Consider the following 12,155-nt stretch of genomic DNA (forward strand, 5'->3'; position numbering starts at 1 on the left):
GGCGGCATGCGGCTGCCCGGCTCGCTTCCGGCGGCGTCGGCCGCGAGGGCGGAGCGCTCGAACATCCGCGTTCGCCACTTCGCCGGGCCCGTCGCCTACAAAGAGCAGCTCTCACACCTCCGCATCGCGCATTTGACGGATCTGCACGTTGGCCGCATTACGCCGATGCGCGCGCAGCTCGACGCCGCCACCCTGGCCAACGAAGCCGAGCCCGACTTGGTCGTCTTGACGGGCGACTTCGTGTGCCACAGCCAGCGCTTCCTGGACGAGCTCACAAGCGTCGTCTCGGCGTTCCACGTGCCAGTCATCGCCGTTCTCGGCAACCACGACTACTGGTCCGGCGCCGAGGGCGTCCGCTGGGCGCTCAGTCGTGCCGGCGCGCTGGTCCTCTCCAACGAGGTCACGACGCTCACCTTGCGCGGGGAGAAACTCCAAGTGCTCGGTCTCGACGACGCCTACACGGGGCACGCCGACCGCGCGAAGGCCATCGCGAGTCTGACGCCCAACGTGGCCACGCTGGGGCTCTCACACATCGGCGAAGAGGCCGACGGCCTTTGGGCGGCCGGCGTGCCTTTCGTCCTCTCCGGTCACACGCACGCCGGCCAGATCACGTTGGCGCGCCTCCACGAGCTCTCGGTGGGGCGCCTCGCGGGCCATAAGTATGTGCACGGACTCTACGGCTCGCGCTCCGCCAAGCCGCCGGATGGTGCGGTCTACGTCGGCGCGGGCATCGGCGCCGCCGTGATGCCGCTGCGGCTCGGCGAGCGCGGAAAACGCGAGGTCGCCGTCTTTGAGCTGGGTCACGAGCCGGGCACCTTCGACGAGCACCACACGGAGCAACCGGCGCTCGAAGGCCGCGCACCGACCGAGTGGCTCAAGGCTCGCCGCCGGGCCGTCGTGGAACGAAAGAAGCGACGGCGCGAGAAGCGCGATACGATGCCTCCGAAATGAGCGGGGCCGCAGGGGACGACGATCGCGCCGAGCGCCTTGCGCTCCTTGGCGAGGTCGCCTTCGAGGTGGCCCACGAGCTCCGAAACCTCCTGCTCATCATCGATGGCAGCACCTACCTCGCCAAACGCGAGCCTTCCGAGAGCGCACCGCACCTCGAGAAGATCGAGCGTAGCGTGCGCGGAGCGCGCGCCATCGTCGACGACGTGTTCTCGCTCGCCCGCGACGAGCCGTTGACCCGGGAGTGGGTTGACATCGCCGAGGTGGTGGCGCTGGCGCGCGCCGAGCTTCCGGAGGGCTGCGCCCACTTCGTCGACGCGCTCGGCGACGCTCGACTCCGCGCGCACGATCGGCTGCTCGCCCGCGCCCTCAAGGTGCTCTACGAGAACGCCGTGCAAGTGCGCGGTGAAAGGCCTCGCATCCAGACCCGCTGCGAAGCGAGCGGAGGACTCTTGACCGTTGATGTCGAAGACGACGGCCCGGGCGTCCCGGCTAGCCTCGGCGACAAGATCTTCGAGCCGCTCGTGAGCTCCCGCGATGGCGGAACGGGCATGGGCCTTCCGCTGGCCCGCCGCATCGCGCGGGCCCACGGCGGGACGCTGACGCTCCTGCCGAGCGCCGGCCGAGGCGCCTGCTTCCGCCTCACGCTGCCCATCGGCCAATAGGGCCGAAGCGTTCGCAACCGGTCACGCGGCTACCCTTGGGCGCCGCACCCGAGGTGCTACCTTCTCGCGCCATGCTCCCGGCAGTCCTTCGTGGCGCGCGCACGCACAACCTCAAGAACGTCAGCCTGACGTTTGAGCCGGGCGAGCTCGTGTGCCTCACGGGACCGAGCGGCGCCGGCAAGTCGTCGTTGGCCATCGACACGATTTACGCGGAAGGCCAACGGCGCTTCGTGGAGAGCTTCAGTCCCTACGCGCGCCAATTCCTCGAACGCTTGCCGCGCCCCCCCATCGACTCGCTCGATCCCGTCGCCGCCACCGTCGCCGTCGATCGGCGCGCCCCCATCAAGTCGAGCCGCTCGACGCTCGCCACCATGGCGGACCTGGAGCCGTACCTCGCGGGACTCTTCGCGCGAGAGGCCGTCCCCATGTGTCCCGACTGCGGTGAGCTGGCGGTCCCTACGGCGGCCGCCGAGGCCGTCGAGCGACTCCTCGCACAAGGCACGGAGAAGGAGCGCGTGCGCGTGAGCTACGTGGTCCGCGCGGCCGATGCGGAGGCGTTCCTGGAGCTGCGCGAAACACTCGCGAAGGAGGGCTACCGCCGCCTCGTCGTGGGCGGCACGCTGCGCGACGTCGACGACGTGAGGCCGAGCGAGGCAACGGCACCCGATGTGCGCCTCGAGGTCGTGCTCGATCGCGCAACGCTCGCCAAGCGCGAGACACGGCGCCTGCAGCAGGCCGTCGAGACAGCGTGGCTCCGCGGAGAAGGCCGAGCCGAGCTGCTCGTCGAGGGCACCGACGAGAGCGCGCCGAGGCGCCTCTCGCTAGCGCGAGGCCTCGCCTGCCCCCGGTGCAGCAAGGCCTTCGAGCCGGCGCGAGCCGCGCTCTTCTCGTACAACTCACCGCTCGGCGCGTGCCCCGCCTGCCGCGGCTTCGGCCGCACCATCGAGATCGACTGGGAGAAGGTCATCCCCGACACCTCAAGGTCGCTCGCGAAGGGCGCGATTCGCGCGTGGAGCGGCTCGAGCTCCGAGTGGGAGCGCGAGACGCTCATCCGCTTCGCCAAGAAGAAGAAGATCCCCCTCGACGTGCCGTGGGCGTCGCTCACGGACGCGCAGCGCGCCCTCGTCCTCGAAGGCGAAGGCGATTGGGAGGGCGGTAAGTACCCAGGCGTCCGCGCGTGGTTCAAGTGGCTCGAGTCGCGCACCTACAAGATGCACGTCCGCGTCTTTCTGGCCCGCTACCGCGACTACGTCCCTTGCACGGCCTGCCAGGGCGCGCGCCTCGGCGTGGTGCCGCTCAGCTACCGCGTCGGCGGCAAGAACCTCCGAGACTGGCACGCCGCCACCATCGCAGAGGCGCGCGCGAGCCTCGATGCCCTTGTCGTCGCTGATCCGCAAGGCAAGCGGCTCCAACAAGAGCTCGGGGCACGGCTTCGTTACCTCGAAGACGTCGGCCTCGCTTACCTGACGTTGGATCGGCAGGCACGCACGCTGTCGGGGGGTGAGGCGCAGCGCGCTGGTCTCACGACGGCCCTCGGTGCGTCGCTCACGGGCGCGCTCTTCGTCCTCGACGAACCGACCGTTGGCCTTCACGCGCTCGACGTGCCGGCCTTGGGCCGCGCCATTCAGCGGCTCGCCGACGCGGGCAACGGCGTCGTGCTGATCGAACACGACCGCACGCTCATCGAGAGCGCCGACCGCGTCATCGAGCTGGGCCCCGGCGCCGGGCACGACGGTGGCCACGTCCTCTTCGACGGCACGCCGGCGGCCCTCGCGAAGCGAACCGACCTCCCAACGGGTGCGGCCTGGAGCGCCGAAGATCGCAAGGGCTCGGCCGTCACCGAGCGCCGCAACGCAAGCGGTGCACTCGGCGTCCGCGGAGCGTCGGCAAACAATCTCGTCAACGTCGACGTCGACGTTCCCCTCGGCGTGCTTTGTGCGCTCACGGGACCGAGCGGTTCAGGCAAATCGACCTTGGCCGGCGACGTGATCTACCGCGCCGTGGCCCGCGCCCTCGGCGACGTCTCGGTCCCGGAAGCCAAGGGCCTCCGAACGGTCGACGGCATCGGCTCGCTCAAGCGCGCCGTCCTTGTGGATCAATCGCCGCTCGGTCGCACGGCGCGGGGGAACGCTGCAACCTACACGAAAGCGTGGGACCGGTTCCGCGCGCGCTTCGGCGCCGAGCCGGGAGCGACAATGCGAGGCCTGGGGCCTTCGCACTTTTCGTTTAACGTCGGCGGGCCCGGCTCGGGCCGCTGCGAGACATGCTCCGGCGAGGGCTACGAGACCGTCGAGATGCAGTTTCTCGCGGACGTCGCCATTTTGTGCGCCGCGTGCCTCGGAAAACGCTTCCGCCCCGAGGTCCTGGCGGTGAAACACGGTGGCTTGTCGGTGGCGGAGGTGCTCGAGCTCCCGGCGTCGCGGGCCCTCGAACTCTTCCACCCAAGAGAGGCGAAGGACCCGGTCCTCCATCGAGCGCTGTCGCCGCTCGTCCGGGTTGGCCTCGGGTACCTGCCCCTTGGGCAACCGCTGTCGACGCTCTCCGGCGGCGAGGCGCAACGGCTGAAGCTCGCCCGCGCCCTCGCGCAAGACGCGAAAGGCGCGCTCTTCGTCGTCGACGAGCCGAGCGCCGGCTTGCACGGCAGCGACACGCGCTACGTCATCGACGCGCTTCGAGCGCTGGTGGATGAGGGCGCCAGCGTGCTCGTCGTCGAGCACGATCTGGACGTCATCCGAAGCGCCGACTGGATCATTGACCTCGGCCCCGGGGGGGGGCCCGAGGGCGGCCGCGTGGTGGCGCAGGGCACCCCGGAGGACCTCGCCGCGTCGGACTCGCGAACGGGCATCGCGCTCCGAGAGCGCACCACGCTTCCGCGCCGCGGCGCGCTGGACCGGGGCCGCGCCCCAAACGCGATCACCGTCGAGAACGCGACCGAGCACAACCTGAAACACGTCTCGTGCAGCATTCCCCATGGCAAGCTCTCGGTGGTGACGGGCCCGAGCGGCTCGGGCAAGTCGTCGCTCGCGTTCGACGTGGTCTTCGCCGAAGGCCAGCGTCGTTTCATGGAGACGCTGACGCCCTACGCGCGGCAGTTCCTTCCAACGTTGCCAAGGCCCGACGTGGAGCGCGTCTTGGGCGTTCCCCCATCGATCGCGCTCGAGCAGCGGCTCACGCGCGCCGGTGGCAACTCGACGGTCGCGACGGTGACGGAAGCGGCGCACTACCTGAGGCTCCTCTACGCGAAGGTTGGTGACCTTCACTGCCCGCGTTGCGACGCCGCGGTGCAGTCGTTCTCGGAAGAGGATCTCTTTCGCACGCTCGTTGAGTCGCCGGGCGAAGACCCCGTCACGGTGTACGCGCCGGCGGTGCGCGCCCGGAAGGGCACGTACCTCGATCTCTTCACGCAGGCGGCCCGCGCAGGCCTCCAGAGCGCGCGCGTCGACGGCGCCATCGTCGCCATCGATCCGCCGCCGCGCCTCCAGAAGGCGGTGGAGCACACCGTCGACCTCATCGTTCACTACGGTCCGCTGCGGGACCTCGAACGGTCGACCTACGAGCGCGCGCTCGCGTGGGGCGACGGCGCCCTCCGCGTGCGGCGCGGCCCGCCGACGGCAGCGCCGCATCCGAAGGAGGAGCTGTGGTCGACGGCACGGACCTGCCCCAAGTGCGGCACCGGCGTGCCGGAGGTCGATCCGCGCACGTTCTCGTTCAACACGAAGCAAGGGCAATGCGAGCGGTGCGAAGGTCGCGGCACCGAAGATCCGGAGGCCGACATTGGCGACGGCGGCGCGAAGCCGTGCCGCGAGTGCGGCGGGACGCGCCTGTCGGCGGTGCCGCGCGGCGTTCGGCTCTTCGGCCATACCTATCCGTCGTTCCTGGCACACGACGTCGCGAGCGCGCATCGCGTCGCGCGGAACTTCCGGTTCCAGGGTCGCGCCGCGGCCATCGCGGACGCTGCGCACAAAGAGCTCCTTAGGCGGCTCGCCTTTATCGAGAACGTCGGCCTCGGGTACTTGGCGCTGGACCGCGCGGCCTACACGTTGTCCGGCGGCGAGATGCAGCGGCTGCGGCTCTCGGCGCAGATTGGCAGCGGCCTCACGGGCGCGCTGTACGTCCTCGACGAGCCGACCATCGGCCTTCACCCGCGCGACACGGGGCGCCTCTTGGACAACTTGAGGGCCCTCACGAAGACCGGCTCCACGGTGCTGGTCGTCGAACACGACGCCGAGACCATCGCCGCGGCGGACCACGTGCTCGATCTTGGCCCACACGGCGGCCGGCAGGGCGGCCACGTCATGGCGCAGGGACCGGCTCACGAGGTCCTCGCGGATCCGCGCTCCCCGACGGCAGCGGCTCTCCTCGATCGGACCCGCGTCGTACGCGCGAACCGCAGCCCGGCGTCGAGCGCGCTGGTGCTCGGCGGAGCCTCGGCGCACAACCTGAAGAACGTGACCTTCTCCGTGCCCGTCGGGCGCCTTACGGTTGTGGCTGGCGTGAGCGGCTCGGGCAAGTCGACGCTCGTTCGCAAGATCTTCTACCCGGCGCTGCGTCGCACCCTCGGCCTCGTGGCCGACGTGCCCTTGGGCCGCACGACGCTCAAGGGTGCGCGCGCCGTGAAGCGCGCCGTCGCCGTCGATCAGTCTCCCATCGGCCGAACGCCGCGCTCCGTGCCTGCCACCTTCCTCGGCATTTGGGACGACATCAGGCGCCTCTTTGCGAGCCTGCCCGACGCGAAGGTGCGCGGCTACACGGCGGCGCGCTTCTCGTTCAACACCGGGAGCGGCGGTCGCTGCGCCGAGTGCGATGGGCAGGGCGTCATCGTCTCGGAGATGTCGTTCCTGCCCGACGTCGTCACGCCGTGCGCGTCCTGCGGCGGCGCGCGCTTCGAGCCTGCGACGCTCGAGATTCGCTACGCAGGCCTGTCGATCGGTGACGTCCTGCGGCTCTCCGCCGACGACGCCGCAGAGGTCTTCAAGGCACACAAGAAGATCGCTTCGCCGCTCCGCACGCTGGGCGATCTCGGCGTGGGATACATCGCGCTCGGGCAGGGCTCCAACACGCTCTCCGGCGGTGAAGCCCAGCGCCTCAAGCTCGCCGCCGAGCTCACCGCCGGCCTGCAACACGAGCCGACGGTCTACGTGCTCGACGAACCCACCACGGGCCTCCACCTCTCCGACGTGAAGCGTCTCGTCACGGTCTTGCATCGCCTCGTCGATCGCGGCGACACGCTCGTGGTGATTGAGCATCATCCCGACGTCATCCAAAGCGCCGACTGGGTCGTCGAGCTCGGCCCCGAAGGTGGCGGCGACGGCGGCGAGATCGTCTTCGAGGGCACGCCGGAAGCGCTTCGCAAGGCGAAGACCGCGACGGGCCGCTTCTTGGGGCGAGAGGCAAAGAGCGCGCGCAATCGCGCCGTGCAGCGGGCCGACAGCGCCCCGTGACGGCGCGACGACCGTCAGCCCGCGTCGACGTTCTTCGCCGAGAGGACCAACTCGCGACCCACAAGGTAGAGCGCGACGACGATCAGCACGAAGGGCACGAGAGAGAGAGCGTTGGCGTGCGGCCCCGCGAAGAGCGGATTGTTCTTCGTGGCCCAATCGGCGAGCCGCGCGTCGACCTTCTCAAAGGCGCCGGCGACGGCCGCGATGATGATGCCGGCGATGGCGCCACCCGCGATGTAGCCCGACGACATAAGCACGCCGGGGCTCTTGTCGCTCTCCGCCACCATGTCTTCTTCCGAGAGCTTCTTTAGGAGGAGCTTCTTGCGACGGCCGCGGTCGACGAGCCATCGCACGGCGCCGCCCACGAGGATCGGCGTCGACGACGAGATGGGCAGGTAAACGCCAACGGCGAAGGCGAGCGATGGGATGCCGCTCATCTCCAGCACGACGGCGATCATCGCGCCGAAGAGCACGAGCCCCCAGGGCAGCTGCCGATCGAGGATGCCCTTGATGATGTACGACATGAGCGTGGCCTTGGGCGCGTCGAACTTTGCGACCGGCGTGCCGTCGGGCCGCTTGGCGTGCGTGCCGTTGATGCCCGGGTCGACGAGGTAGACGGCGTCGCCCTTGTCGTCGACGAGGTATTTGCCGGGCGGGCCGCCGACGTCGTCTTGCTTGTGCCAGACGAGGTAGCTCTTCGCGTCGGCCTGCGCCTGCGCACCCTTCAGCGGTTCGCGCACGTGGAGCGTGCTCGCTTCGACGTGCATCGGCGCGGCGGTGCTGGCGTTGGCCGCGGCGCTGGCGCTGGCGACCGGCACGTAGACGGTCCCCGTGTCGTTCAAGCGAAGGAGAATCGGACCAAGCACGAGCGCCGAAGCGAGGGCCCCGATGAGGATGGCGACTTGCTGGAGCCGCGGCGTCGCACCGAGGAGGTGCCCGGTCTTGAGATCTTGCGACGTCGTGCCGCCGTTCGAGGCGGCGATGCAAACGACGGCGCCGATGCTCAGGGCCGTCACGTAGTAGCCGGAGCCGGTCCAGCCGAGCACCAAGAAGATGAGGCACGTCAAGAGCAGCGCGGCGACCGTCATGCCCGAGATAGGGTTGGAGGAGGAGCCGATCTCGCCGGTGAGCCGCGACGACACGGTGACGAAGAGGAACCCAAAAACGACGACCAGCACGGCTCCGGCCACGTTCATCTTCAGTTGAGGCGCGAGCGTGATGGCCAAGACCAACGCGAACATGCCGATGAGCACGGTCTTCATCGGCAGGTCGCGCTCCGTGCGGGGCGTTTCGCCGCTTGCTCCGCTGGTCGCCTTTCTACCGGCCGCGCTTCCACCGGTCGCGTTGGCGCGCGGCGCAAAATCGCGAAGCCCCTCTTTGAGGCCGCGCCAGATGGTGGGCAGCGATTGAGCCAGGCTGATCATGCCGCCGGCGGCGACGGCGCCGGCGCCGATGTAGAGGACATAGGCGCTGCGAATCTGCCCCGGTTCCATCTGGGCGATGGGAATCGTGCCCGGCGGCAGCGCCACCGTCATGCCCTCGCCGAAGAACTTGATGAGCGGAATGAGGACGAGGTACGCGAGCGCGCCGCCGGCGCACATGACCGAGGCGATGCGCGGTCCGATGATGTAACCGACGCCGAGCAGCTCCGGCGAGATCTCACACGACAGGCTCCCGGCCTTGAGCGGCGCACCGAAGATCTTCTCCGGCGTGTCGCGCCAGCCTTTCAGCGCCACCATCGCGGTCTTGTAGAGGAGCCCGATGCCGAAGCCCGCGAAGATGGTCTTCGCGCTCACGTCGTTTCCACCGAGGCGGGCGGCCTCCGCTCGCGCGGACGGCGAAGCGGCGGCGAGCGACTCGGGGGATGCGCCGGCCTTGAGGACCTCCGCGCAGGCGGTTCCCTCGGGATACTTGAGCACGCCGTGCTGCTGGACGATGAGCGCCCGCCGCAACGGAATCATCATGAGGATGCCGAGCAAGCCGCCGAGCACTGCCACGAGCGCCACCCGGGTGACCTCCAGGTCGAAGCCCAAGATCATGATCGCTGGCATGGTGACGCCAACGCCAAAGGCGATGGACTCGCCGGCGCTCCCGGCTGTCTGCACGATGTTGTTCTCGAGGATCGTCGCGTCCTTCATGCCGAGCTTGGAGAGCAGCCGGAAGAACGTGATGGAGATGACGGCAACCGGAATCGACGCGCTGACCGTCAGGCCGACCTTCAAGACCAGGTACAAGGAGGAGGCGCCGAAGACCATGCCGAGCACGGTCCCGAGGATGAGGCCCCGTACCGACAGCTCGCGCATCACCGTGGCCGGTGCGATGTAGGGCTCGAAGGGCGCGTTGGGGTCGGTCGGTTGGCTCACGGCGGCACCTTAGTGCATCGATCCCCGTGAATCGATGCATGTTCGTGCCGGTCGCTAGGCAGAGCGTTGCTTGACGAGGATGATCTTCGGCTTCGGGGCGCGCTTGTAGAGGAGGAACGTCCGACCGAGGACCTGCACCAACGCGGAGCCGGTGGCCTCGGCCAGCGCGCTGGCGCCCTCGTGGCGATCCACCGGCGCCTCCGACTGGATCTTCACCTTGATGAGCTCGTGGGTCTTGAGCGCGGCGCTCGCGGCCGCCGTGACCGCGTCGGTGATGCCGTCTTTGCCGAGCATCACGACGGGCTTGAGATCGTGGCCGAGCGCACGAAGCTGGCGAAGGGCGGGGCCGGAGAGCGCGGGCGCTTTGGGGGTTGCCATGAGGCGGCCTCTATAGCGCTCCGGTCGCCGGACATCCAGAGAGGTACGGAAAGGCGCGATGAACTTGCCGGCGCTGGGGCTCCATTGGTGCGAGCCCCACGATAGGCTCGACCGATGCGGCGAAGGCTCCTCGCGTTGACGCTCCTTGCCCTCGTCCCCGCCTTCGCGTGCACCCAAGAGCCTCGAGAAGGCGAAGCGCCACACGAAGGGACCCGCCACGGAACGTCGAGCCAAGAGATCGTCGGCGGCTCCGCCGACACGACGCACCCGGCGGTCGTCTCGCTGAGCCTCAAGCTGTCGCCAACGACCTCTGCAAGCTGCGCCGGGACCGGCGTTCGCGTTTCCGGGACGACGGGGATGATCGTCACGTCGGCCCACTGCTACGTCGGCTTCGCGGGGCCGGCGTCGGACATAGGGATTCGCTTCGGACCGAACTCGGCGACGCCCACGTCGAGCTTCGTCGCGTCGAGCTTCGAACTCTTCCCGACCACGCAAGGTGGTCTCTACGACAACGAACACGACCTCGCCGTCGTGACCTTCAACGGCGCCAGCGGAGCGACACCGCTCTTGCCCATCGTGCCGCCGGCGACCTACGCCACCTACGCGAAGGGCGCGCCCTTCGTCAGCGTGGGCTATGGCCGCGTCGACCCCGATGGCTCCATCGCCAACACGGCCCGCAACAAGCTGTCGGTCACGCTGGAGGCGTTCGCCGGCGGCTGGGTCGAGACGAAGTCGGCCGTTGGCTCGACGTGCAAGGGCGACAGCGGCGGCGCGCTCATCGACTCCTCGTCGGGCGCGGACCGCCTCGCCGGAGTGACCCAAGGCGGCGCGTCGGCGACCTTCTGCAACGCCGGCTCATTGAACTTCGCCGTCGGCTTCTACCCGCCGGAGACGGCGACGTGGCTTCGCGCCAAGGGCCTCGCGGCGCCCGACGGCACACAGCCCAACGGCGCCGATTGCACCACCGACGCAATGTGCGCATCAACGGCGTGCGTTCACAAGGGAATCGTCAACGATGCTGGGACCATCGTCGGAGCCCGTGACGTGTGCGACGCGCCGCTCCAAAACGGCTACGTGTGCCAACGCGCCGACCAGTGCGCGTCCGCCTATTGCGCCGGCGCCGGCGGGTGTCAGGCGTGCAACAGCGCGAGCCAGTGCAGCGCCTCGAAGCCCGTCTGCTCGCAGGGCAAGTGCACGGCGGCGATCGTTGGCAGTGACGCAGGCGTGACGACCGGAGGCGACGCCGGCGGGACACCGAAAGACGCCGCCGCGGTGCCATCGACCGACGCCGGCGGCACCACCTCGACGACTCCTGACGCGAGCGCCGCGAGCGGCGGCTCCTCCGTGAGCGGCGCTCCCCTGCCCGTCACCGGCGCGCCCGATCCCGGTGGCAGCACGACGCAATCGGACGCGGTCCCCACGAGGACGGACGACGGCGGCGGCTGCCGCGCGGCGCCGAACTCGGCGGCGTTGAAGGACGCTGTCGCAATGATGCTGGGCGTCGCCCTGATGACTCGACGGCGAAGGCGCCGCTGAGCCAGCTACGACGAACGGCGGGCCATGCCTGGCCGCACCGCACCGCGAGCCGCCTTCGCTCACTTCTTTGCGTAGGCGTAGTCCTTGGGCACGTCGAAGCGTGCCTTGTCGATGCGCGTCTTCTCGACGCGCGTCACGATCATGCGCGAGGTCTCTTTGCCAGCGGCGTCGTATTCAACGGACCGCATCGGGAAGAGTTTCTCCTTCTTCACGTCGTCGGTGCCGCCAGCGAAGGGCCCTGCGCCAGGCATGAGGCTTCCGAAATCGAAGCCGATGAAGTTTTGCGCGATACACGCCTCCGTGCGCTTGCCGCTCGTGTGCGCGATCTCCCAGACCTCGCAGGACTGGTCGGCCACCTTCTCTTGGCGTCCCGTGCGCTTGATGGTCGGCGCGCCGGTGCCAGGCGGATTGGCTTCGGCCATGGCGACACGACTCTTGGCCATCGACAGATCGGACCATGCCTTGTCCGCCTCCGACACAAAGACGGCGAGCCCATCGGGACGAACGAGCGCGTAGCCGCCGGCACCCGCGCCTGCCGACGTCATCGCGAGTCGCACGTGGCCGGCCGCGGTCTCGAAGACCATCTCGGAAGAGGGCGCGCCAGCGCGGGCGACGGTCATGGTCACGCGGCCCTCGAAGTCGCCACCTTTGCCGCAGCTGGACACGAGCACGAGGAGGACTAGGGCGGCCGACGCGTAACTCTTGAGGGGCATCGAGGCTCAGCCTATGCGCTCTCCGGGCGATGGAGGGCGGAGCGATCGAAGGCGATCGGTGCGGCCACCTGTCGCGGGCGAGGGGCCGAGCACAAATGCTTGAGGTTTCAA

At 69.3% G+C, this 12,155-nt stretch carries 7 protein-coding genes; 4 read left to right on the forward strand and 3 right to left on the reverse strand.

Annotation, left to right across the window (positions count from 1 at the left end):
* Nucleotides 1-6: 6 nt before the first annotated feature.
* The 3 genes from IPG50_19785 to uvrA all read left to right on the forward strand — a co-directional run bounded on the left by IPG50_19785 (nt 7) and on the right by uvrA (nt 7,054).
* On the forward strand, nt 7-951 hold the full coding sequence (locus tag IPG50_19785) for a metallophosphoesterase (GenBank protein ID MBK6694424.1): 945 nt from the start codon (nt 7-9) through the stop codon (nt 949-951).
* Nucleotides 948-1,613: a HAMP domain-containing histidine kinase gene (locus IPG50_19790; protein MBK6694425.1), complete on the forward strand. Its 666-nt coding sequence runs from the start codon at nt 948-950 to the stop codon at nt 1,611-1,613. The genes IPG50_19785 and IPG50_19790 overlap by 4 nt, the downstream gene beginning before the upstream one ends.
* 71 nt (nt 1,614-1,684) lie before the next feature.
* The gene (gene uvrA / locus IPG50_19795; protein ID MBK6694426.1) at nt 1,685-7,054 is read left to right on the forward strand and encodes an excinuclease ABC subunit UvrA; all 5,370 of its coding nucleotides are present in this window, start codon (nt 1,685-1,687) and stop codon (nt 7,052-7,054) included.
* Nucleotides 7,055-7,068: 14 nt separating this feature from the next.
* Here uvrA and IPG50_19800 read toward each other — a convergent pair whose 3' ends face one another.
* Both IPG50_19800 and yhbY read right to left on the reverse strand, forming a co-directional pair.
* Nucleotides 7,069-9,357 (reverse strand): oligopeptide transporter, OPT family, encoded by a 2,289-nt coding sequence (locus IPG50_19800; protein ID MBK6694427.1) that lies wholly within the window; start codon nt 9,355-9,357, stop codon nt 7,069-7,071.
* A 114-nt stretch (nt 9,358-9,471) separates the two neighbouring features.
* Nucleotides 9,472-9,795, reverse strand: a complete 324-nt coding sequence (gene yhbY, locus IPG50_19805; protein ID MBK6694428.1) for a ribosome assembly RNA-binding protein YhbY — start codon at nt 9,793-9,795, stop codon at nt 9,472-9,474.
* Nucleotides 9,796-9,909: 114 nt separating this feature from the next.
* Between yhbY and IPG50_19810 the strand changes: the two genes are divergently transcribed.
* Entirely contained in the window at nt 9,910-11,331 is a 1,422-nt protein-coding gene (locus tag IPG50_19810) for a trypsin-like peptidase domain-containing protein (protein ID MBK6694429.1), read from the forward strand.
* Between the two features lie 59 nt (nt 11,332-11,390).
* Here IPG50_19810 and IPG50_19815 read toward each other — a convergent pair whose 3' ends face one another.
* Complete coding sequence (locus IPG50_19815) at nt 11,391-12,044, reverse strand: DUF4412 domain-containing protein (protein MBK6694430.1); 654 nt, start codon at nt 12,042-12,044, stop codon at nt 11,391-11,393.
* Nucleotides 12,045-12,155: the final 111 nt, after the last annotated feature.

Source organism: Myxococcales bacterium, from assembly GCA_016703425.1.
Lineage (GTDB): Bacteria > Myxococcota_A > Polyangia > Polyangiales > Polyangiaceae > JADJCA01.